Source organism: Pseudomonas sp. TMW22090, from assembly GCF_022496665.1.
Taxonomy (GTDB): domain Bacteria; phylum Pseudomonadota; class Gammaproteobacteria; order Pseudomonadales; family Pseudomonadaceae; genus Aquipseudomonas; species Aquipseudomonas gregormendelii.
Map to the genome: position 1 here is coordinate 308,058 of NZ_SCFH01000005.1, position 23,271 is coordinate 331,328.

General features: G+C 60.6%; 15 protein-coding genes and 1 pseudogene. 6 read left to right on the plus strand and 10 right to left on the minus strand.

The genetic code is table 11. The features are described from left to right. Window positions 1-4: 4 nt before the first annotated feature. From EQV97_RS16510 to EQV97_RS16520, 3 genes are read right to left on the minus strand one after another with little or no spacing between them, the layout of a single operon-like run. Window positions 5-265 (minus strand): phosphopantetheine-binding protein, encoded by a 261-nt coding sequence (locus tag EQV97_RS16510; protein ID WP_122841506.1) that lies wholly within the window; start codon window positions 263-265, stop codon window positions 5-7. Beyond that, window positions 246-1,055 carry a lysophospholipid acyltransferase family protein gene (locus EQV97_RS16515; protein WP_225569316.1) on the minus strand — a complete coding sequence of 270 codons (810 nt, stop codon included), beginning with the start codon at window positions 1,053-1,055 and terminating at the stop codon, window positions 246-248. Before EQV97_RS16515 ends, EQV97_RS16510 begins: the two co-directional genes overlap by 20 nt. After that, window positions 1,031-1,756: a beta-ketoacyl synthase chain length factor gene (locus tag EQV97_RS16520; protein ID WP_122841508.1), complete on the minus strand. Its 726-nt coding sequence runs from the start codon at window positions 1,754-1,756 to the stop codon at window positions 1,031-1,033. The genes EQV97_RS16515 and EQV97_RS16520 overlap by 25 nt, the downstream gene beginning before the upstream one ends. 353 nt (window positions 1,757-2,109) lie before the next feature. On the opposite strand from EQV97_RS16520, the gene EQV97_RS16525 reads away from it, so the two are divergent. After that, the gene (locus EQV97_RS16525; protein WP_122841509.1) at window positions 2,110-2,880 is read left to right on the plus strand and encodes a ParA family protein; all 771 of its coding nucleotides are present in this window, start codon (window positions 2,110-2,112) and stop codon (window positions 2,878-2,880) included. A 96-nt stretch (window positions 2,881-2,976) separates the two neighbouring features. On the opposite strand, the gene trxC is transcribed toward EQV97_RS16525, so the two are convergent. Further along, entirely contained in the window at window positions 2,977-3,411 is a 435-nt protein-coding gene (trxC, locus tag EQV97_RS16530; RefSeq protein ID WP_201149616.1) for a thioredoxin TrxC, read from the minus strand. 112 nt (window positions 3,412-3,523) lie between these two features. Between trxC and EQV97_RS16535 the strand changes: the two are divergent. Then, a pseudogene (locus EQV97_RS16535) lies at window positions 3,524-3,682 on the plus strand (helix-turn-helix domain-containing protein); the annotation flags it as partial. Between the two features lie 6 nt (window positions 3,683-3,688). Here EQV97_RS16535 and selO read toward each other — a convergent pair. The 4 genes from selO to EQV97_RS16555 all read right to left on the minus strand — a co-directional run bounded on the left by selO (window position 3,689) and on the right by EQV97_RS16555 (window position 12,146). Further along, the gene (gene selO, locus EQV97_RS16540; RefSeq protein WP_225569318.1) at window positions 3,689-5,152 is read right to left on the minus strand and encodes a protein adenylyltransferase SelO; all 1,464 of its coding nucleotides are present in this window, start codon (window positions 5,150-5,152) and stop codon (window positions 3,689-3,691) included. Between the two features lie 48 nt (window positions 5,153-5,200). After that, a complete protein-coding gene (mscK, locus tag EQV97_RS16545; RefSeq protein ID WP_122841512.1) occupies window positions 5,201-8,551 on the minus strand; it encodes a mechanosensitive channel MscK in 3,351 nt (1,116 codons plus the stop codon). A 33-nt stretch (window positions 8,552-8,584) separates the two neighbouring features. Next, window positions 8,585-10,327 carry a potassium/proton antiporter gene (locus EQV97_RS16550; protein ID WP_122841513.1) on the minus strand — a complete coding sequence of 581 codons (1,743 nt, stop codon included), beginning with the start codon at window positions 10,325-10,327 and terminating at the stop codon, window positions 8,585-8,587. A gap of 193 nt (window positions 10,328-10,520) precedes the next feature. Continuing rightward, window positions 10,521-12,146 carry a methyl-accepting chemotaxis protein gene (locus EQV97_RS16555; RefSeq protein ID WP_240889276.1) on the minus strand — a complete coding sequence of 542 codons (1,626 nt, stop codon included), beginning with the start codon at window positions 12,144-12,146 and terminating at the stop codon, window positions 10,521-10,523. Between the two features lie 385 nt (window positions 12,147-12,531). Here EQV97_RS16555 and EQV97_RS16560 point away from each other — a divergent pair, with 385 nt between their 5' ends. The 3 genes from EQV97_RS16560 (at window position 12,532) to EQV97_RS16570 (ending at window position 15,099) form a co-directional block, all read left to right on the plus strand. Next, window positions 12,532-12,762 carry a hypothetical protein gene (locus EQV97_RS16560; RefSeq protein WP_045061903.1) on the plus strand — a complete coding sequence of 77 codons (231 nt, stop codon included), beginning with the start codon at window positions 12,532-12,534 and terminating at the stop codon, window positions 12,760-12,762. Then, on the plus strand, window positions 12,759-13,061 hold the full coding sequence (locus EQV97_RS16565) for a cell division protein ZapA (protein ID WP_045061902.1): 303 nt from the start codon (window positions 12,759-12,761) through the stop codon (window positions 13,059-13,061). The genes EQV97_RS16560 and EQV97_RS16565 overlap by 4 nt, the downstream gene beginning before the upstream one ends. Before the next feature lie 100 nt (window positions 13,062-13,161). After that, on the plus strand, window positions 13,162-15,099 hold the full coding sequence (locus EQV97_RS16570) for a methyl-accepting chemotaxis protein (RefSeq protein WP_240889277.1): 1,938 nt from the start codon (window positions 13,162-13,164) through the stop codon (window positions 15,097-15,099). A 148-nt stretch (window positions 15,100-15,247) separates the two neighbouring features. Here EQV97_RS16570 and EQV97_RS16575 read toward each other — a convergent pair whose 3' ends face one another. Next, a complete protein-coding gene (locus EQV97_RS16575) occupies window positions 15,248-17,050 on the minus strand; it encodes an acyl-CoA dehydrogenase (protein ID WP_240889278.1) in 1,803 nt (600 codons plus the stop codon). Window positions 17,051-17,262: 212 nt separating this feature from the next. Continuing rightward, window positions 17,263-21,213, minus strand: a complete 3,951-nt coding sequence (putA, locus tag EQV97_RS16580; protein WP_122841517.1) for a trifunctional transcriptional regulator/proline dehydrogenase/L-glutamate gamma-semialdehyde dehydrogenase — start codon at window positions 21,211-21,213, stop codon at window positions 17,263-17,265. A gap of 463 nt (window positions 21,214-21,676) precedes the next feature. On the opposite strand from putA, the gene putP reads away from it, so the two are divergent. Then, the gene (gene putP / locus EQV97_RS16585; RefSeq protein ID WP_122841518.1) at window positions 21,677-23,161 is read left to right on the plus strand and encodes a sodium/proline symporter PutP; all 1,485 of its coding nucleotides are present in this window, start codon (window positions 21,677-21,679) and stop codon (window positions 23,159-23,161) included. Window positions 23,162-23,271: the final 110 nt, after the last annotated feature.

Consider the following 23,271-nt stretch of genomic DNA (forward strand, 5'->3'; position numbering starts at 1 on the left):
GGTCTCAAGCTGCCTGTTTTGCAGTAACGAACGCCGCAAGGCTCGCCACATTGCTGAAATGATTGCGTGTGTCTTTGGCGTCGGCGTCGATCTTGATGCCGTATTTTTTCTGGATGGCCAGGCCGAGCTCCAGTGCATCGACCGAATCCAGACCCAGGCCTTCGCCGAACAGGGTCTGGTCGTCGCCGATGTCTTGCGCGCTGATGTCTTCAAGGCCCAGGGCGTCGATGATCAGTTGTTTGATTTCACGGTGTAGATCGCTCATCTTCGGCGAGCTCCTTGATGTAGTAGGAATGCAAGTAATCGTTCAGCTTGCGCGAGGCTTGCGGTGCAGGGCCGCAGGCGGCAAAGGCCTGTGGGTCTATATCGGCCCCGACATGGAAACTGAAGTGCACACGGCGTTTGGGGATGCGATACCAGGGTTCGGCTTTGGTCAAGGTGCTGGGATTGACCTTGATGGTGACCGGGGTGAGGATTTTCGCACCGCGCAGGGCAATGGAAGCGGCGCCCCGATGAAAGGCCGGCGATTGGCCGGGCTGGGTGCGGGTGCCTTCGGGGAAGATGATCAGCGTCTGGCCGCTTTTCAACGCGTCGGCGGCGGCGTCGAGCATGTCCATGCTGCCGTCGTTGCTGATGTATTCGGTGCTGCGCAGAGGGCCGCGAGTGAAAGGGTTTTCCCACAGGCTTTGCTTGACCACGCAGTTGGTGTGGCGCACCAGCCCAATCAGGAACACCACATCGATCAGCGACGGGTGGTTGGCAATAATCATTTGCCCCGGCCTGCCGAGTTTTTCGGCGCCCTGGATATCGTAGGTCAACACGCCGGCCCGAGCCATGAACCGCACAAAAAACCAGAAGCAGCGACTTACGGTTCGCCGCGCACGCAGGCGGTGGGTCTGCGGATCCCCGGGCAGGCAGTTGAGCACGGGGAAAATCACCAGACGCAGGCACAGCCCGCCCAGCCCGAACAGGGCGAAGCTTGCGGCGGTCGCCAGCAGTCGCCAGTAATAGGCGTCGCGGCTCTTTTCGGTCAAAGGTTGCGTTGCCAGGTCCATACACGATTTTTCCACGCATGTTGGCAGGTAGTCTGCTGGCCGAGCAGGGTATGCAAGAGATTCAGGGCATGGGGCCAGTGAGCGTTTGACACTGTATCCGTAGCGCTGTTCAGGGACAGCTGCCAATCGTTGCCGGGTGTGATCAGAAGGCCCAGTGCATAAGGGAACGGCACGTCGTCGATCCACCGCGAGTAGGCCTGCGGCGGCTGTTCTTCGGTGATCACCAGCAACACGGCCGGCGCGCCTTCGCCGATCAACGCCACGGCTTCCAGCATGCCGTGTTCAAGCCCGTCGCCGGCAGCAGCCAGGGCGGTCATCTCGCTGGTCTCTGCGCGCATGATCGACCACAGTCCAATGATCGCGTTGTGCACGGACAGGCTGAACTGGGTCGGTGACAGCGGCTGATCGGCGGCCAGGTCGCTAAGGATGTCGAACGTGCGCGGTGTTTCACCATGGCGGGAAACAAAGACCAGCGGCAGGTCTTTGCGACCATCGGCCAGCGGCCAGCCGACACTGAAGGCCATGCGCGCCAGGCGGCTGAGCCGGCGTCGCTGCATGGCGGGCAGAAATGAGACGTCCGGGGCTGCATCGCTGGCCTGCAGGACCACCGGTTGGCGACTCCAAGCCTGCCAATCGTCCACGCTTTCGAGCCCAGGGGCCCATGCGCGCCATTGGGCGATGTTGAAATTGATCACAGACATTCATCCCGCCCTGAGGGCTTTTTTGACGCGGTGAGTCACGGAACCAGCGACAAGCATGGCGCGGCGTCAAGCGCCAGGTGGCGCGCATTATCCCGGTGCAGCCAGCGTGTAGCAAATGCTGGTTACATTTTGCTCAAGGAAAATGGACCGGCTGGTTCCTCGGTAAATATCATTTGGCATTATCCATATCGGGACCAGCGTGTATGTCGGCTCAATCCGATCATCCTGTCTGATCTTGGCCCTTTTTTATTCAGAGTTTTCGCATGACCCTGTAGTCCAATTCCCAACGAGGTAGCGAAGCGACGCTTGGGACCACTACACTCGGTCATTCTTTGATACACGGAGGTTTCGACATGCGGCGCGTGGTGTTTAATCAAAAAGGTGGCGTAGGCAAATCCAGCATTGCCTGCAATCTGGCGGCGGTCAGCGCCAGCGAGGGCTATCGCACCCTATTGGTGGATCTCGATGCCCAAGCCAACTCCACTCAATACCTGACCGGACTTACCGGCAATGACATCCCGATGGGGATTGCCGATTTTTTCAAGCAAACCCTGTCCTCCGGGCCGTTTTCCAAGAAAAACCAGGTCGATATCTACGAAACACCCTTCGATAACCTCCATGTCATTACCGCCACCGCAGAATTGGCGGACTTGCAGCCCAAGCTCGAGGCAAAACACAAGATCAACAAGCTGCGCAAACTGCTGGACGAGTTATCCGAGGATTACGACAGGATCTACCTGGACACGCCCCCGGCTCTTAACTTCTATGCGGTATCGGCGCTGATTGCCGCCGATCGCGTGCTAATACCCTTCGATTGCGACAGCTTCTCGCGTCAGGCGCTTTATGGGTTATTGGCGGAGATCGAAGAGTTGAAGGAAGACCACAACGAGGGCCTGGAAGTAGAAGGCATTGTGGTCAACCAGTTCCAGGCCCGCGCGAGCCTGCCCCAGCAAATTCTTGACGAGCTGATCGCTGAAGGGTTGCCGGTGCTGCCGGTATACCTGGGCACGTCGGTGCGGATGCGTGAGTCGCACCAGGCCAATACGCCGCTGATTCATCTGGACCCACGGCACAAGTTGACCCGGCAGTTTGTGGAGCTGCATAACCTGCTGGAAAACGCCTGAAGATCAAAAGATCGCAGCCTCGGCAGCTCCTGCAGGGTCCGAGATGGACCATGATTCTTTAGGAGCTGCCGAAGGCTGCGATCTTTTAGGCGGTGGTCAGATCCCCTGGCTACGCAACCAGCTCATCAACTGTGGCAACGCAAACGCCCCGCTCTGGCGCGCCACTTCCCGCCCGTTCTTGAACAGAATCAAGCTGGGAATCGAGCGAATCCCCAGTTGAGCCGACAACTGCTGGTTGGCCTCGCTGTCCAGCTTGGCCAGCCGGCATTTGCCTGCCAGTTGCGCGGCCGCCTGTTCGAACACCGGCGCAAATGACTTGCACGGGCCACACCAGTCGGCCCAGACGTCTACCAACAATGGCAAATCACCCTTGATCTGGCTGGCGTAATCTCCTTGCTTGAGTTCAAAAGGGCTCTTCAACAACACTGGCGCTTTGCAGCGACCGCATTTCGGCTGATCAGCCAGGCGCCCGGCCGGGATCCGATTGAGCCCGTTGCAATGGGGGCAGGGGATGAGCAGTGGTTCGGTCATGAGCAAGGATCCTGATAAGAAGCCGATTTGACTGATTTGGAGACGTTTACTCCTGTTTTCAATCGTGCAGCGTATTTCGGTGAAACCAGGCTGATTCAAACCGCAGAAGACTTATTTGATGCGCGAGCACGGCCTGAGTCAGAGCGAACGTGCGGGTGTGGGAGCGCAGTCGGTCGTGTCGGAAATCCTGAGCGGCAAGCGTCAGCTCAACCTGCGGCAGGTCCGCTGGCTGGCTGAACGCTTCGGGGTGTCGATCGAAACGTTTATCTGACAACCATCACGAAGAACAACTGATCTCCAGATGCTTGCCCCACTCTGGCGGCCGTTCGGCGTAGGCCTCCATCCCTGGCTGCTGCTCGAATGGATTGCTCAGCACCGCATGCAGTCGGCGGACTTCTGAATAGTCCCCGCTCTCGGCAGCATCGATGGCTTTCTGTGCCAGGTAGTTGCGCAGGATATACAGCGGGTTCACCGCATGCATCCGTTGGCGGCGTTGTTCCTGATCGACCGTGCCTTCGCGAGCAACCCGCGCAACATACAGCTCGGCCCAGGCATCGAAGCCCTTGATGTCGACAAAGTCATCGCGCAATCGGGCGACGGCCAGCTCCGGTGATTCATCGCCGAGGCGGCGAAAGAACAGGGTGTAGTCGACCGCGCTGTTCTGCATCAGTTGCAGCAGGTGTTCGAGCAGTTTCTGGTCATCGTCCTCGGCGGTAGTCAGGCCGAGCCGGCGGCGCATCAGGTCCAGGTAATGGGCCTGGTACAGCGGCAGGTACAGGCCGAGGGTTTCTCGCAGGGCCTCGACGCTGATGAACGGCGTCAGCGCCTGGGCCAGCGCGCTGAGGTTCCACTGGCCGATCGGCACCTGATTGCTGAAGGAATAACGGCCCTGATCATCGGAGTGGTTACAGATGAAGTTGGCATCGAAGTCATCCAGGAATGCGAAAGGCCCGAAGTCGAAGGTGATGCCCAGGATCGACATGTTATCGGTGTTCATCACCCCATGGCAGAAGCCGTAGGCTTGCCACTTGGCGATCAGCTCGGCATTGCGTTCGACGATCTCGCGAAACATCGCCAGGTAGGGTTCGGGCTGTTCCAGGCATTCGGGAAAGTGCATGGAGAGTACATGCTGGCCGAGCTCGTCCTGCTGTTCGGGACGCTTGGTGTAGTAGAAATACTCGAAATGCCCGAAGCGGATGTGGCTGGGTGACAGGCGCAGGACCATGGCCGCGCGTTCCTGCTTTTCGCGCCAGACCGGGGTGTCCGAGCCGATCACGCACAACGCGCGGGTCGTGGGAATGTTCAGGGCGTGCAGGGCTTCCGAGGCGAGGAATTCGCGGATCGAGGAACGCAGCACTGCGCGACCATCACCCATGCGCGAAAACGGCGTCTGGCCGGCGCCCTTGAGGTGCAGGTCCCAGTGCTCGCCGGCCTGGTTATAGACCTCGCCGAGCAATAGACCGCGACCGTCGCCCAGCTGGGGGTTGTAGGAGCCGAACTGATGGCCGGAGTACACCATCGCCCTGGGCACTGCGTCGGCCCAGAGCTTGTGGCCGCTGAACAGCTCGGCAAACTCCCGGGTCTGAGCTACGGCCGGGTCGAGGTCGAGCAGCGCCATGGCAGAAGGGCTGACCACCACGAGGCGTGGATTGTCGATCGGCTCGGGCAACACATGGGCAGAAAACGCGTCGCCCAAGCGGGCGAAGCGATTATCGAAGGTCAGTTCGTCGAGGGCTTTCACCGGCCATCTCCAGCAGAATGTCCGAGCATTCTGCTAGGGATAGGCGGGTTAGTCGAGCTTGGCGGCAGGCGGTTCCTGTGGTGGTTTGCCATCGACCAGCGGCACAATGGTTTTGGCTTCCGGTTCAATCGGCACCATCTTGTATTCCTGGCCGTGGAGGTTCTTGAGGTAGACCTCCATCTGCCGGAACGAAATGTTGATGTGCTGTTTCTTGAACTCGCGATTGATGAAGCGGTTGACCTCGTCGAGCACCGGGTTGCGGTCGCCAAGGTCACGCACATGCATGCGCAACTCATGGTCGAGGGTGCTCTCGCCGAAGTTGAGGAAGTACACATGGGGTTCGGGATCCTTCAGGACCCGCGGGTTTTCCCGGGCAGCCTTGAGCAGCAGCTCTTTGACCAGGTCCAGGTCCGAACCGTAGTCGACGCCAAGCTTGAGCGTCACCCGGGTGATGGTGTCCGTCAGGGACCAGTTGATCAGTTGGCCGGTAATGAACGTCTTGTTCGGGACGATGATGTCCTTGCGGTCGAAGTCGGTGATGGTGGTGGCGCGGATGCGGATCTTGCTCACCGTACCCGACAGGTTGCCGATGGTGATGGTGTCGCCAATCCGCACGGGACGTTCGAACAGGATCATGATGCCGGAGATGAAGTTGGCGAAGATCTCCTGCATACCAAAACCCAGGCCGACCGATAGCGCTGCCACCAGCCATTGCAATTTGTCCCAGCTCACCCCAAGGGTCGACAGGGTCGAGACGAAACCGACGCCTGCAATCACATAGGACAACAGCGTGGTGGTGGCGTAGGCACTGCCCTGCGCCAGGTTCAGCTTGGACAACACCAGCACTTCGAGCAGCCCCGGCAAGTTGCGAGCGAGGGCGAAGGTAATACCGATGATGATCAGTGCGCCGAGCATGTCGCCGATGCTGATCGGCACCATGCTCATGTTGGCGCCGGTGCCGCTGGTGTATTCGTAGAGGGTAATGTTGTCCAGATACGAGAACACGGTGATCAGGTCCGACCAGACCCAGTACAGCGCTGCCATGAACCCGCCCAGCAACGCCAGGCGGATCAGGCGCAGCGACTGTTCGTTGACCTTCTCGATGTCCAGGGTCGGCTCTTCGATCACCGCTTCGCCATCACCCGCTTCCTTGGCGGCCTGGCGCTTGGCCAGTGCGCGCTGATAGGCCAGGCGTCGGGCGGCAACGCTGAGGCCGCGCACGAACGTAGCTTCAATGACCAGCCAGAACATCAGCAGGTACAACGTGTTGATCAGCCGATCACTGAGTTTGAGCGCCGTGTAGTAATAGCCAAAGCACACCGCGACGAACAGCGCGATGGGCAGCGCGGTAAACAGGATGCCCACGGCCTTGCGGAACAGCGAGGCATTCTGGTGAGTCGGGCTGCTGATCAGCAGGCGGCTGAGCAACCAGGCCATCAGCGCATAACAGGTCAGCACCACCGGCATGCCCAGCACATCATCGGCCAGCGCCGCCGGTTGCAGCTCGGCGACCGCCACCACGGCAACCAGGGCCATCACGACCAAACCGAGTCGACGCACCCAGCCCTGCAGGAACTCGACCTGTGGCTTCTCCCAGCGGAAATGCAGTTCCGCCACGCCACCCGGGGCCAATATGCGGTAGGCGGTGTAGAACACCAGCCAGGCTTGCGCCATCTGCAACAGCGCCGCGCCCATATTGGCGTTCTGCCCGCGGGCGTCGATCTGCAGCGCCAGGCCGCAAAGGGCCAGGCCCAGTGACACCGGCATCGCCAGCAGGATGTTGATCAAAATAGCCTGCGGCGTGTGCCACTGGCTGTCACGCTTGAAGTGGCCGATGTCCTGGTGAACCTTGTTCAAGCGGGCATACAGGCTCTTGCGGCGCCACAGCAGTGCGCCGATCAGCAATGCCAGGGGCAGGAACAGCAATGGTCGCTGGGTCAGCCCGTCGGACAGTTCGCTCAGGCTCGAAGCCCACGGCAGGGTGGTGACCTGACGCTGCAGGCGCTCCGGCACGCCGTGCATCCACTCGAAGTCCAGTGGCTTGTTGCTTGGGATCCAGAACATCTGCTCGTCGAGGGTGGCGCGCAGGTTTTGCGCGGTACTCAGCAGTTGTTTCTGGTTGAGTTGCAGGGTAATGGATTCGTTGAGTACGGCGCTCAGTTCGCGGTTCAGCCGCTCCAGCAGGTCCGCCCGGGTATTGGCCAGTTCCAGCAGGCTCTTGCGCAACTGCGGGGTAACCTGTTCCGGCTGTTGGGTGGACAGCAGGTTGTCGACATAGATGGTCGGGTTGCTCAGCAGCTCCCGTTGCTGGCTGACATCAAACTGATACAGACGGATGTCGGCGATCTGGTCCGCCAGATCGCGGTCCAGCTTGAGCCGCGGCAAGGCCTGTTTCTGCTTGTAGAGGATTTTTGACAGCAGCAGGCTTCCCTTGAGCACGTTGATCTGCTCGTCCAGGGCCGAGTCGCTCTGGGTGACGCTGTCGAGTTGCTGTTTGGTCTGCAGGTTCTGTTGGGTGACGATGTTGAGACGGTCGGTGGTTTTGAGCAGGTAGTCGGACAGCTTCAGGTTGATCGAGCTTTCCGTGGCCAGCAAACTGCTGCCCCCGGCTTTTTGTGCCTCGATGGACTGTTGCGTCACCGTCTCCTGGGACTGTGCCAGGCGCTTCTGGTTGATCAGGTTCTGCAGCTCCTGGATTTCCTGATCCAGGCGATCCGATTTCTCGGTAAGCAAGTCATGCTGGCTGTTACCCAGGTCCTGCAACTGGCTGTTGCCCGCCAATTCCTGGCGACGCAGGGGGATCAGCGCGTTGAGTGCCGCAAGTTCGGCGTTGAGCTGGTCGCGCTGTTCGCCGCTCAGGGTTTTACCCGCGTCCTTGCCGGCCTTGAGGATGTTGTTGATCTGCTGGATGCGGGTCTGGCTGGCGGAGATTTCTGCCTGGGCACGCTCGGGCCGGGTCTGGGCGGTGATGACCAGGCTGTTGGCATCGGCGAGGGCTTTTTGCAGATCGCTCTGTTGGGTAGATCGCTCGGTGAGCATTTGCTCCAGCTGCTGGATCGACAGGTTGGCGAAGCGCTGCTCCACCGGCAGGACCTTGGTGCCCTTGAGGCGCACCAGTTCGCGCTGGTTTTCTATGTTCTGCTTGGGCGCGGTAGCCAGCTGCTGCTTGAGCGCTGCCAGTTTCTGCTCGTAATCGCGCTGATTACCCAGCTGGGTGAGGGTGTTTTGCAGGATGCTCTGCAGGGCCTTCTGATCGGCTTCCGGCAGCTTGCGGTCGGCAATCTTGTCCAGGCTCGCCTGCACGGCTTCGCTGGTGGGCGGTTCGGCGGCTTGCAGCGTACCGACAGAGAGGCTCAAGCCCAGCAGGGCCATGAAGAAATAGGTGCGCAGGGTTGACATAGAGACCGATCGAAAGCTGGCGAAGTGTGGAGTTTAGAGGAAGAGTCCCGGACCCGGGCGACTTCCTTCGGGGAATCTGACGCCGACTTTGCCAATCTTGTTCCCGTCCATGACCGCGACGGTCCAGATGGTGTTGTTCCACTCCACCTGGTCACCCACTACTGGCGCGCCACCAACTTTCTGCGCGATGAAGCGGCCCAGGGACATGTCCGGATCGATGCCTTCGACCTTCAACCCGTACAGGGCCGCAACCGCAGCCAGCTGGGCATCTCCTTCGAGTACGAAGTCGCCGAAAAAGCGCAAATCCAGCCCCCGTTGCGGGGCCTGGCTGAAGAGTTTTCCAAGCGCCGGGAGGTTGTGTTCGTGGCCGATAACACAGAGCAAATCATCGACTTCCAGCACCGTACTACCCGACGGATGGAGCAGCTGCTGGCCACGAAACAGGGCCGCAATGCGCGTGCCTTCGGGCATTTTCAACTCGCGAAGGGGCGAGCCGATGCACCATTTCTCGGCCCCAAGGCGATAAACGAACAGCTCCCATTCGCTGGTCACATGCACTTCCAGCGCGGCCCTGGAAATCGGCAACGGCTCAGGCGGAACGGTGACCTTGAGCAACTTCGCCACCCAGGGCAGGCTCGTGCCCTGCACCAGCAGCGACACCAGTACGATAAAGAATGCGAGGTTGAAGTAGAGCTGGGCGTTGGGCAGGCCGGCCATCAGCGGGAACACCGCCAGGATGATCGGCACCGCGCCGCGCAGCCCCACCCAGGAGATAAAGGCTTTTTCGCGGCCGTGGAAGGCCTTGAATGGCAGCAGGCCAACCATCACCGACAGCGGCCGTGCAAACAGGATCATCCACAGCGCCAGGCCCAGGGCGGGCAAGGCGATCGGCAGCAAGTCGTGTGGCGTTACCAGCAGGCCGAGCACCAGGAACATCCCGATCTGCGCCAGCCACGCCATGCCGTCGAGCATGTGCAGGATACCGTGACGGCTGCGCACCGGACGGTTGCCGATCACCAGGCCACACAGGTACACCGCGAGGAAGCCGCTGCCGTGCAGCGCGTTGGTCAGCGCGAACACCGCAAGCCCGCCAGCGATCACCAGGATCGGGTACAGGCCGTTGGCCAGGTTGATTCGGTTGACCAGCTGCAACATGACCCAGCCGCCACCCAGGCCAATGACGCCGCCGATGCCGAACTCGCGCACCAGATGCCCCAGCAGGTTCCAGTGCAGCCCGGTCTCGCCGCTGGCAAGCATGTCGATGAGGGTGACGGTGAGGAACACCGCCATCGGGTCGTTGCTGCCGGATTCGATCTCGAGGCTGGCGCTGACCCGCTCGTTCAGGCCCTTGCCGCCCAGCAGCGAGAACACCGCCGCCGCATCGGTGGAGCCGACGATGGCGCCGATCAGCAAGCCCTGGATCATGTTCAGGTCGAACAGCCAGGCGGCCGCCATGCCGGTCAAGCCAGTGGTGATCAGCACCCCGACCGTGGCCAGGGACAGTGCTGGCCACAAGGCCACGCGGAAACTGGACACCCTTGTTCGCAGGCCACCGTCGAGCAAGATGACGGCCAGTGCCAGGTTGCCGACCAGATAGGCTGTGGGGTAGTTATCGAAAATGATACCGCCGCCGTCGACCCCGGCCGCCATGCCCACCGCCAGGATGATCACCAGGATAGGGATGCCCAGGCGCGACGAAAGTGAACTCACCAGAATGCTCGCACCTACCAGCAACGCGCCGATCAAGAACAGGCTGTTGATGGTCGTCGCATTCAAAGGCAGTACTCCAGGAAAGCTGAAAGGCGGGCACAAACTGACCATGCAGTCTGCGTGCCAGCGATTCTAACCTGTTGAAATGTGATGCTGTCAAAAAGCTTTTGCGGATCAATGCCCAACAGCTGAATCCGCCTTGGCGCAGTCCCCCGTGGGAGCTGGGAAGCCAGCTCCCACGGGGGACTGCCTTGGCGTGTTAAAGGTGGAAGCGTCCCACCATTCCATTGAGATCAACCGCCAGGCGCGATAGCTCATTACTGGCCGCGCTGGTCTGGCTCGCCCCGGTTGCCGACTGCACCGACAGGTCCCGGATGTTCACCAGGTTGCGATCCACTTCCCGCGCCACCTGCGCCTGTTCTTCCGCCGCGCTGGCGATCACCAGGTTGCGCTCGTTGATCTCGACAATGGCATTGTTGATCGTGTCCAGCGACAGTCCGGCTCCGCGGGCAATGTTCAGGGTCGATTCGGCACGCTCGGTGCTGTTGCGCATCGAATTCACCGCATGCTCGGTACCGCTCTGGATGCTGCCGATCATGCGTTCGATTTCGCTGGTCGATTGCTGCGTACGATGGGCCAGTGCACGAACTTCGTCCGCCACCACGGCAAAACCGCGACCGGCCTCACCGGCGCGGGCCGCTTCGATCGCGGCGTTCAGCGCCAGCAGGTTGGTCTGGTCAGCCAGCCCACGAATCACATCCAGGACTTTGCCGATATCCCTGGACTCGTTGGCCAGGTCGCCGATCAGGCTTGCGGTGCTCTGCACGTCGGCGCTCATGCGTTCAATGGCGCTGACGGTTTCCTGAACCAGGTCGCGGCCGTCGCCGGCAGAGGTGGTGGCGTTTTTCGACGCTTCGGAGGTGCTGACCGCGTTGCGTGCAACTTCTTCAACGGCGCTGGTCATTTCGTTCACCGCAGTGGCGGCCTGTTCGATTTCGTTGTTCTGCTGGGTCAGGCCGCGGGCGCTTTCATCGGTGACGCTGTTGAGCTCTTCAGCGGCGGAGGCCAGTTGAGTCGCCGAACCGGAAATTCGCTGCAACGTGTCGCGCAGTTTTTCCTGCATCTTCGACATGGCCAGCAACAGGCGGCCGGCTTCATCTTCGCCATCGACGGTGATCGGGCGAGTCAGGTTGCCCTCGGCGATGGCTTCGGCAGCCTGCAGGGCATTGGCGATCGGCTTGGTAATGCTGTTGGTCAACAACCAGGCGAACAGCAGCGTCAGGCCTGAGGCCAGGACCAGCAGCCCGACAACCAGGTTGAATGCTGAGGAATACTGCTCGGCAGCTTCGTGGCTCGTTTCAGCGATCTGCTGGGTATTGATCTCCAGCAACCTGGCGAGTGCCGTGTTGACCGCCTCGGAATTGGCCAGCAATTCGGTGTTGAGCATTTTGCGCAGGTCTTCGACCTGATTGTTGCGCGACAGGCTCTTCATCTGCTCCTCAAGCTGACGGTATTGCCCCAGCAGTTGCAGGTACTGGTCGTAGGCTGCCCGCTCGACCGGCCCGTCGATCAGCGGTTCATAGACTTTCTGCGCCGCGCGGATCTGCTGATGACGCAGCTCGAACAGCTCATAGGTTTTCTGCTGCACGTCGGGTTCGCGGTTGGTCAGCAAGCGGTAGGACAGGACCCGCAGGCGCAGCGTCAATTGCGTGAACTCGTCGAGGCTTTTCACGCTAGGCACGCTGGCGGAGGCGATGTCTTCGCCCGCCGCGCGGATCTTGCTCATCTGGTTCAAGGCAAACACCCCCAGAACCAGCATCAAACCGCCAATCAGGGCAAAACCGAGGAAGGCCCGCGGAGCGATATTCATATTACGAAGAGACATGGTGTGTACCGGAAAAGGCGCATCCATGCGGCGCTGAGACTGTCGTATGGAGGGCTTATCGGTCATCAGACTGAAGTCTTGAGTGCCTGTGCGTATTTGTCGCATCCACAGCACACTCACTGTAGGAGCTCGCTCGCGATGGTCGTGAACGATGACGCGAGCATCGAGGGATATGCGGTGGTCTTTCGTTCGTTGCGAGCAAGCTCGTGCCTGCAACAAGGGTTATCGACGAAGTGCAGGAACCAGATCCGCCAATCACAGTCTTTAAAGCTCGCGAGAAGGGTCGCCCGCCAGGAAAATCAAGGCCTTGCGCCTGAATAACCCTGGCATCCGTGGTGACTTTTCTTTATCGTACGCGCCCTTTGAAAATGCTTGGAAAATCAAAATGTTGGAAGCCTCCCTTAGCCAATTGGAACAGCTGGTCAGCGACCTGGTACAACAGAACCAGGCGTTGCTCGCCACGAACCAGACCCTGAGCGCAGAATTGGCCCAGGCCAAAGATGAAAACGAAAACCTGCAACTGAACCTGATGGAACAGGAAGAGAAACACGGCGCTACCGCAGCGCGTATCCAGGCCTTGGTCGAGCGTGTCAGCGCCGGCCCTGTCAGCGCATGAGTCAGGGTGCCGCCGGGGTAAAAGTCGTCTCCATCCTGGGGGAGGACTATTCGATCAGGGCGCCGGCCGGGGAGGAGCAAACCCTGCTGGACGCCGCCATGATGTTGAAGGCTGCACTGGCTGACACGAAGAAGAGGTACCCGACGCTGATCGGTGACCGGCTGCTCGTGCTGGCGGCGATGAACCTGTGCTCTCAGCAGATCGAGATGCGCAAGCAACACCAGCTCGAACTCGACCGTTATCAAGAGCAAGTCAGCGCCACGGTTGAAGTGATCGCCAAGACCATCAATCAAGCCTGATCGGCTTTGCGCACAACCAAAGAATAAATTGTCGATTGTCTTGTATACAATCGGCACGGCTGTTGCAGTGTTCCAGCCTCTTATTCTTTGGGGGTGCTCCATGCAGTTCTGGCGTCGCAGTATTCAATGGCAACTGATCCTGAGCATGGGTACCGCCCTGCTGGTCAGCGTGCTGATCGTGGTTGGCATTTATACCCTCGTGGTCAATCGTCTGGCCCAGAGTTATCTGGTCGAACAGGCGCTGCCGTCCAGCATCGAAGCGATGCGCAACGACATCGAACGCATCCTTGTTCAACCGCTCACTGCCGCCAAGGACATCGCCAGCAACAGCATGGTGCGCGACTGGCTGGCCGGGGGCGAAAACAGTGCCCAGGCGCCGGGTTTTGTCAGCTACCTGGAAGGTATTCGCGCCGAGCACAAGGCCTTCACTGCATTGATAGTGGGCACCGGGTCCAGCCATTACTACACCGAGAAGGGCCTGGACCGCACGCTCAGCCGTGCCAACCCCAAGGACGCCTGGTTCTACTCATTTCTGGACAGCGAGCAGCCGCGCACGCTCAATATCGACAATGACACCGCGACAGGAGAGTTGGCGCTGTTCATCGACCTCAAGGTCGAGCAGGCCGGTAAGGTCGTGGGCGTTGCAGGGCTTGGCCTGAGCATGAAGGAGCTTTCCGAGCTGATCCACAACTACAGCTTTGGTGAGCGCGGCAAGGTCTACCTGGTGCGTTCCGACGGCTTGATCCAGGTTCATCCCGAAGCTCGGTTCAGTGGCAAACGCACACTGTCCGAGCAGATGGGTGAGGCCGCCGCCCGGTCCGTCATGGGTCAAACAACTGCCACCAGCACTAACTTCATGCGCGAAGACGAAGATTTTCTGGCACTGAGCCTGCCCTTGAGGGATTTGGGCTGGACACTGGTGGCCGAAGTGCCGCAGTCGCAGATCTACGCTGAAGCCCGGCGTGCCATGTGGATGAGTGGCGGCATTGGCCTTGCCGTCGCCCTGGTATGCCTGCTGTTGGTGGTATTGCTGGCCCGTGGCCTGGTGCGGCCGATTCGTCAGGTAACAGCGGCGCTGGTTGCCATCGGTAGCGGTGGTGGAGATTTGACTCAACGTCTGGACTCCAGCCGGGCCGATGAGCTCGGTGATCTGGCGCGGGGCTTCAATCGCTTCCTGGACAGCCAGCGCGACATGATCGGCGAGGTGCTGACGACCAGCGAGCGCCTGCGCACAGCTGTAGGTCAGGTTGCCAGGGTCGTGGACAATACCGCCGAGCGTTCCGGCCGCCAGCAGGAAATGACCGACATGGTCGCCACTGCCGTGCATGAGATGGGCCTGACCGTACAGGAAATCGCGCAGAACGCCGGTAACGCTGCCGTCGCGTCGCAAAGTGCACGGGACGAGGCGATGCAGGCGCGGGAAGTGGTGGGCGGGTCCATTCGTCATATCGAGAGCATGTCCGACGAAATTGGCCTCGCCGCGGCAGCTGTGGGTGAGCTGGCGCATCAGGTAGGGTCTATCGATCAGGTGTTGGCGGTGATTCGCGGGATTTCCGAGCAAACTAACCTGTTGGCGCTCAATGCTGCGATTGAAGCGGCTCGCGCTGGCGATATGGGGCGAGGGTTTGCGGTGGTGGCGGATGAGGTGCGCACGTTGGCCCGACGCACGCAGACGTCCACCGATGAGATCCAGCAGATGATCGGCAGCCTGAAGCAAGGCGCGGAGAATGCGGTGTCTTCGATGCATTCCGGACAGGCGGCCACCGGTACCGGCGTTGAGTCAAGCCAGCGGACGGGGGCGTCGTTGACCGCGATTACTGGTCAGGTCGAACGGATCAGCGACATGAACCATCAGGTAGCGACGGCGACCGAAGAGCAGTCGGCAGTCACTGAGGAGATCAACCGCAACGTACAGGGAATTTCCGACCTGGCGCGGGCGACAGCGGGGGAGGTCAGGGCTTGCCGTGAGGATTGCCAGACGTTGCAGCGGTTGGCGGATGATCTGGCGCGGCAGATGGGCAGTTTCAAGCTGAGCTGATTAAGGCGGTGACTGGGTCGACGCCATCGCGGGCAAGCCCGCTCCCACAGGAATCTGTGTTGTTCACGGAGAGGGTGTTCAACACACAGATCCCGTGGGAGCGGGCTTGCCCGCGATTGGATTTGAGCAGCACTACTTTAGGCTTTGGTTAAAACCACTCATCCTGCATCCCAAGGCACACATCATCCCGGGCCTCAAGAATCGCCAGCTCATGGTGGCAGCCCGGCACTTCCCAGGTGAGGAAGTACCGCGCCGCCTGCAGCTTGCCTTTATAGAAGCTGACATCCGCTGCATTGCCCCTGGCCAAGCCTTCTTCGGCGCGAATCGCCTGCTCCAGCCAGCGCCAGCCGATCACCGTGTGCCCGAACACTTTCAAGTACAGGGCAGAGTTGGCCAGGCTGCTGTTGACCTTGCCTTGACCCAGGTCGGTCAGCAGGCCAATGGTCACGGTTTGCAGGCGCGCCACCAGCTTCTCCAGCGGTTCACGCAACGGCGTTAACGACTCGTAAGCCTGAGCTCGCTCGGCCGTGTTGGCGATCAGGCGGATCAGTTGCTTGAGCCCGGACCCACCGTTCTGCGCCAGCTTGCGCCCCAGTAGATCCAGCGACTGAATACCATGAGTGCCTTCGTGGATCGGATTCAAACGGTTATCGCGGTAGTACTGCTCTACCGGGTATTCGCGGGTGTAACCGTGACCGCCGAGGATCTGGATCGCCAGTTCATTGGCCTTGAGGCAAAACTCCGACGGCCAGGATTTGACGATTGGCGTCAGCAGGTCCAGCAGTTCATGCGCCAGCTTGCGCTCGCTTTCAGTCTCAAGCGTGGTGGTGTCATCGAACAACCGCGCCGCGTACAGGCCGAGGTCGAAAGAGCCTTCCACATACGCCTTCTGCGTCAGCAACATGCGCTTGACGTCGGCGTGCTGGATGATCGCCACGGGTGCGGTATTGGGATCCTTGCTGTCGGGCACCCGGCCCTGTGGCCGCTCGCGCGCGTATTCCAGCGAGTACAGATAGCCGGCGTAGCCGAGCATGACGGCGCCCATGCCGACGCCGATCCGCGCTTCGTTCATCATCTGGAACATGTAGCTCAGGCCGTGGTGCGGTTTGCCCACCAGAAAACCCACGCAGTCGCCGTTATCGCCGAAGTTCAGCGCCGTGGACGTAGTGCCGCGCCAGCCCATCTTATGGAACAGACCGGCCAGCAATACATCGTTGCGCTTGCCCAGGCTGCCGTCGTCGTTGACCAGGAATTTGGGGACAATGAACAGCGAAATACCCTTCACCCCGGCCGGCGCGTCCGGCAGTTTGGCCAGCACCATGTGCACGATGTTTTCCGACAGCGGGTGATCGCCGCCGGAAATGAAAATCTTGTTGCCCTTGAGCCGGTAAGTGCCATCGGATGCAGGTTCGGCGCGGGTGCGAATATCCGACAGCGAGGAACCGGCATGGGGTTCGGTCAATGCCATGGTGCCGAAGAAACGGCCGTCGATCATCGGCTGCAGAAAACGCCGCTTTTGCTCGTCGGTGCCGAAGCTTTCGATCAGGTTGGCTGCGCCCATGGTCAGGAACGGGTAAGAGGTGGACGCCGCGTTTGCCGACTGGAAGTGTGCGAAGCAGGCCTGGGACAACAGCGTGGGCAATTGCATGCCACCGGCTTCGAAACTGCGCGCGGCATTGAGGAAACCGGCTTCGAGAAAAGCGTCCACTGCGGGTTTCACTTCCGGGATCAGAATCGCCTGGCCGTCCTCGTAACGGGGTTCGTTCTCGTCGCCCTTACGGTTGTGCGGCGCGAAGAATTTTTCGGCAATGCTGCGAGCGGTGCCCAGGGCGGCATCGAAGGTCTCACGATTGTGCTCGGCGAAACGCTCGCGCCGGGTCAGGCCTTCGGCATCGAGGACTTCGTACAGCTCGAAAGCCAGATTGCGGGAACTGAGCAACGTCTCGGACATGGCGGCCTACCTTTTTTGGAATGGGCCGAGTCTAGACGTGGGGAGGGCGGGGTGAACAGGAAGATTGATTCTGGTGATGGACAAGTAAAAGATCGCAGCCTTCGGCAGCTCCTACAGGGGATCGAATTTCTCTGTAGGAGCTGCCGAAGGCTGCGATCTTTTGATCTTGCTTCTAAACACCAGGCACCCCCAAAGGGTGCCCGGCTTATCGGTTAACCGATCGTCATCAGGCTGGCGTTACCACCTGCCGCGGCGGTGTTGACGCTCAACGCCCGCTCGATCACCAGACGCTCCAGGGCAATGCTGGTTTCGCCCTGGGACAACCCATGAACGCCAACAATCGCGCCTGCACGCTTGGCCACCTGCTGGCAGACCGCACGCAGCTGGTCGGAATGGCCGTGATGCAGAACCGCATCAAACACCACTTCGTCCTTGCTCCAGTCGGAAACCAGCTTGATGCGAGCCTGTACGTCCTTCGGCAGGCGTGCGAACACGGCCCTCGTCAATTCGGCTTCCGGCCACACGGCCGAACCACCGACTGCCAGCACGGCCGCCAGTTGAGTCAGCAGGTCGCCTTCGACTTCCGCCAGGCACAGTACGTGTTCGCGCGGCAGGATGGCGTAGCTGTTGCGCTCGCCGGTCGGGCCCGCCAGAACACGGGTAATACCGCTCTGCGATTGCGTCGCGAACTGCACGCACAAGGTTGCCAGGTCGGCGAACTTGTTGCTGTCGGCCCAGGCTTTCAGGGCTGTCAGCGGCTTGCTCATGGCGTCACGCAGGCGAACGTCCGGTGCTGCGAGAGCATCGCCCCGAGCAAAGGATTGTTCGATCGCGTCGGTAGGACGAGTCGACAGCAGGCGGTACAGGTACAGCGGACCACCGGCTTTCGGGCCGGTGCCCGACAGGCCTTCGCCGCCGAAAGGTTGAACACCTACGACTGCGCCGACAATGTTGCGGTTGACGTAGACGTTACCGGCGTTGACGTTGTCGATCACCTTGGCGATGGTCTCGTCGATGCGCGTGTGCACGCCCAGGGTCAGGCCGTAGCCGGACGCATTGATCTGCCCGATCAACTGGTCGATGTCCTTGCGCTTGTAACGGACCACGTGCAATACCGGGCCGAAGATCTCCCGTTGCAGCTCGTCGAAGCTTTCCAGCTCGATCAGGGTCGGCATCACGAAGGTGCCGCGTTTGACTTCTTCGCTGTTGGCGATCGCCACCTGGTAAACATTGCGCCCTTTGTCGCGCATGCCCTGGATGTGCTTCTCGATCCCAGCCTTGGCTTCGGCGTCGATCACCGGGCCGATGTCCACGGACAGGCGCTCCGGGTTACCAAGACGGCATTCCGCCATGGCGCCCTTGAGCATTTCGATCACGCGGTCGGCGGAATCTTCCTGCAGGCACAGCACGCGCAGAGCCGAGCAACGTTGGCCGGCGCTGTCGAAGGCCGAGGAAACGACGTCTATGACCACCTGTTCGGTCAGTGCCGAGGAGTCGACGATCATCGCGTTCTGGCCGCCGGTTTCGGCGATCAGCGGGATCGGACGGCCCTGGGCATCCAGGCGACCAGCGACGTTGCGCTGCAGCAAGCGTGCGACTTCGGTGGAGCCGGTGAACATCACGCCTTTGACCCGATCGTCGCCGACCAGGCGGGCACCCACAGTTTCGCCACGGCCCGGCAGCAACTGCAGGACGCCCTCAGGAATGCCGGCCTCCAGCATCAGGCGCACGGCCTGGGCGGCCACCAGCGGAGTTTGCTCGGCAGGCTTGGCCAATACCGGGTTGCCGGCCGCCAGTGCTGCAGCGACCTGGCCGCTGAAGATCGCCAGCGGGAAGTTCCACGGGCTGATGCAGACCACAGGACCCAGTGGGCGATGTGCGTCGTTGGTGAAATCGTTGCGCGCCTGCACCGCGTAATAACGCAGGAAGTCCACGGCTTCACGCACTTCGGCGATGGCGTTGGCGAAAGTCTTGCCGGCTTCGCGAGCCAGCAGGCCCATCAGCGGCTGGATCTCGCCTTCCATCAAGTCGGCGGCACGTTCCAGAATCGCGGCGCGTTCGGCGGGCGGGGTGGCCTGCCAGATCGGTGCCGCGTTCAGGGCGCACTGGATCGCGTTGTCGACGTCTTCGACCGTCGCTTCCTGCACATGGCCGACCACGTCACGCAGATCCGACGGGTTCAGGACCGGCGCAGGGGTTTCAGTGCTGGAGGCGCAACCGAGCATCGGCGCGGCTTTCCAGTTGTTGTGAGCGGTGGCCAGCAGGGCGCAGGACAACGAGGCCAGGCGATGTTCGTTGGCCATGTCGATGCCGCTGGAGTTGGCGCGCTCGGCACCATACAGGTCACGCGGCAGCGGGATACGCGGGTGTGGCAGGCCGAAGCCGCCTTCCAGCGTCGCCATCTGCTCGATGCTGGCCACTGGATCGGCCACCAGCTCCTGGATCGAAATGGACTGGTCGGCGATGCGGTTGACGAACGAGGTGTTCGCGCCGTTTTCCAGCAGGCGACGTACCAGGTACGCCAACAGTGTTTCGTGGGTGCCGACCGGTGCGTATACACGGCACGGACGGTTCAGCTTGCCTTCGGAAACCTTGCCTACAACCTGCTCATACAGCGGTTCGCCCATGCCGTGCAGGCACTGGAATTCGTATTGCCCCGGGTAATAGTTCTGCCCGGCGATGTGGTAAATGGCCGACAAGGTGTGGGCGTTGTGCGTGGCGAATTGCGGGTAGATGACTTCCGGTACCGACAGCAGTTTGCGGGCGCAGGCAATGTAGGACACGTCGGTGTACACCTTGCGGGTGTAGACCGGGTAGCCTTCCAGGCCTTCGACCTGTGCGCGCTTGATTTCGCTGTCCCAGTACGCGCCTTTCACCAGGCGGATCATCAGGCGATGACGGCTGCGACGAGCCAGGTCGATCACGTAGTCGATCACGTAAGGGCAACGTTTCTGGTAAGCCTGGATCACGAAGCCGATGCCGTTCCAGCCGGTCAGTTGCGGCTCGAAGCACAGGCGCTCCAGCAGGTCCAGCGACAGCTCGAGGCGGTCGGCTTCTTCGGCATCGATGTTCAGGCCGATGTCGTACTGCTTGGCCAGCAAGGTCAGCGACAGCAGGCGCGGATACAGCTCTTCCATCACGCGCTCGTACTGCGCCCGGCTGTAACGCGGGTGCAGTGCCGACAACTTGATGGAGATGCCCGGGCCTTCATAAATCCCACGACCGTGGGATGCTTTGCCGATCGAGTGGATGGCCTGTTCGTACGACGCCAGGTATTTCTGCGCGTCGTGCTCGGTGAGCGCGGCCTCACCCAGCATGTCGTATGAATAGCGGAAGCCTTTGGCTTCGAACTTGCTCGCATTGGCCAGGGCTTCAGCAATGGTTTCGCCGGTGACGAACTGCTCGCCCATCAGGCGCATGGCCATGTCGACGCCCTTGCGGATCATCGGCTCGCCGCTCTTGCCGATGATGCGGCTCAGGGACGAAGTCAGGCCGGCTTCATTGTGGGTGGAGACCAGTTTGCCGGTCAGCAGCAAGCCCCAGGTGGCAGCGTTAACGAACAGCGAAGGGCTGTTGCCAAGGTGCGGGTGCCAGTTGCCAGTGCTGATCTTGTCGCGGATCAGTGCGTCACGTGTGCCTTTGTCCGGGATACGCAGTAGCGCTTCGGCCAGGCACATCAATGCCACGCCTTCCTGGGAAGACAGGGAAAATTCCTGCAGCAGGCCCTGGACAATCCCGGCCCGGCCGCCGGCGCTCTTCTGGTTGCGCAGTTTTTCCGCAATCGAGGCGGCGAGTTTGTTGGTGGCTTCGGCCATGCTCGCTGGCAGGCGTGCCTGCTCGATCAGCATCGGCACGACTTCTGGCTCAGGGCGGCGGTAGGCGGCAGTGATCGAGGCGCGCAGTACCGATTGCGGCAAGATGCTTTCAGCAAATTCCAGGAAGCACTGATGAGCATGATCCAGAGGCGCATCGACAGCGTCGTCGGAATCCTTGGTCAAACCGTTCAGTTCGGTCAGGGTTGCACCACCCTCGAGTTTCTCCAGGTAATTGAAGATGGCCTGCTTGATCAGCCAGTGCGGCGTGCGATCAATCGAGGTCGCGGCAGCCTTCAGGCGTTCGCGGGTCGGGTCGTCAAGTTTGACCCCAAGAGTGGTGGTAGCCATATTTTTATCCTCATGTTTGCCACAACTGCGTGGCATCAGCTGGCGGCAAGATTAGCCCTGCACTGATCGAGGTGCAACCGGGTGCAACCCTTTTTTTGTCGGAATTACAGGCAGTTCGTCAGGAAATAAATTCCGGTACGAACGTACTGCTCCTGCTTGGTGCTTTTACTTATAGCAATCGATGAAAACCGCCCTAAAAGGGAGCAAGAAACGGCATTTGGCAAATAATTCCGACTAGGTGCAACTTATTCACGAGAAACAGGTTGCACCTTATTTGCTTTGTTGAATAGCATTCGCGGCGAAGGTGCAACCGGCTCCAAAGTCAGGTGTGCCGGCTGATGGCTTTCCTGGGGAAACATCAGTCATAAATGCGCGGGATACACAATCGTCTGTCAAACGTCGTCGTTTGCGAGCGGTTAGCCAAAACCGCCGCTACATAAAAACAAAGCCAGGGCGTAACTTAATGAGCGTTAGCAATCCAACCCTGATCACGTTCGTGATCTACATCGCAGCAATGGTGCTGATCGGCTTTATGGCCTATCGCTCCACCAACAACCTTTCCGACTACATTCTGGGCGGTCGTAGCCTGGGCAGCGTGGTAACCGCATTGTCCGCCGGCGCCTCCGATATGAGCGGCTGGTTGCTGATGGGCCTGCCGGGCGCTATCTACATGTCCGGTCTCTCCGAAAGCTGGATCGCCATCGGCCTGATCATCGGTGCCTACCTGAACTGGCTGTTCGTCGCCGGCCGTCTGCGTGTGCAGACCGAGCACAACGGCGATGCGCTGACCCTGCCGGACTACTTCTCCAGCCGTTTTGAAGACAAAAGCGGCCTGCTGCGGATTATCTCGGCGGTCGTGATTCTGGTGTTCTTCACCATCTATTGCGCATCCGGCATCGTGGCTGGCGCCCGTCTGTTCGAAAGCACCTTCGGCATGTCCTACGAGACTGCGCTGTGGGCCGGTGCTGCGGCGACTATTGCCTACACCTTCGTGGGTGGTTTCCTGGCAGTGAGCTGGACCGACACCGTGCAAGCCACGCTGATGATCTTCGCCCTGCTGCTGACGCCAATCATCGTGCTGCTGGCCACCGGCGGCGTCGACACCACGTTCCTGGCCATCGAAGCACAAGATCCAAGCAACTTCGACATGCTGAAAAACACCACCTTCATCGGCATCATCTCGCTGATGGGCTGGGGCCTGGGTTACTTCGGCCAGCCGCACATCCTCGCGCGTTTCATGGCGGCGGATTCGGTCAAGTCGATCGCCAAGGCGCGTCGCATCTCCATGGCCTGGATGATCCTGTGCCTGGGAGGCACCGTGGCTGTCGGTTTCTTCGGCATTGCGTACTTCTCGGCACACCCTGAACTGGCCGGTCCCGTGACTGAAAACCACGAGCGCGTGTTCATCGAACTGGCGAAAATCCTCTTCAATCCATGGATCGCCGGTGTACTGCTGTCGGCCATTCTTGCGGCGGTGATGAGCACCCTGAGCTGCCAGCTGCTGGTGTGCTCGAGCGCCCTGACCGAAGACTTCTACAAGACCTTCCTGCGTAAATCCGCTTCCCAGGTCGAGCTGGTCTGGGTCGGCCGCGCCATGGTGCTGCTGGTTGCCCTGATCGCCATCGCGATGGCCGCCAACCCGGAAAACCGCGTACTGGGCCTGGTGAGCTATGCCTGGGCCGGTTTTGGTGCTGCGTTCGGTCCGGTTGTGCTGATTTCCGTGATCTGGAAAGACATGACCCGCAACGGCGCACTGGCCGGTATCCTGGTCGGCGCGATCACCGTGATCGTGTGGAAGCACTTCGAACTGCTGGGCCTGTACGAAATCATCCCGGGCTTTATCTTCGCCAGCCTGGCGATCTACATCGTCAGCAAGCTCGGCGCACCGACGGCGGGCATGCTGCAGCGCTTCGCCGCAGCCGAGGCAGATTTCCGCCTGAACAAGTAATTGCGATGAGCTGATGCTCTGAGCCTTTGCCGAACTTGAAAACGGCCCGCTTCCTCTGGAGGTGGGCCGTTTTTTTATGCCCCCGAGGCGCGAAGTGGGCGTGCTCAGCC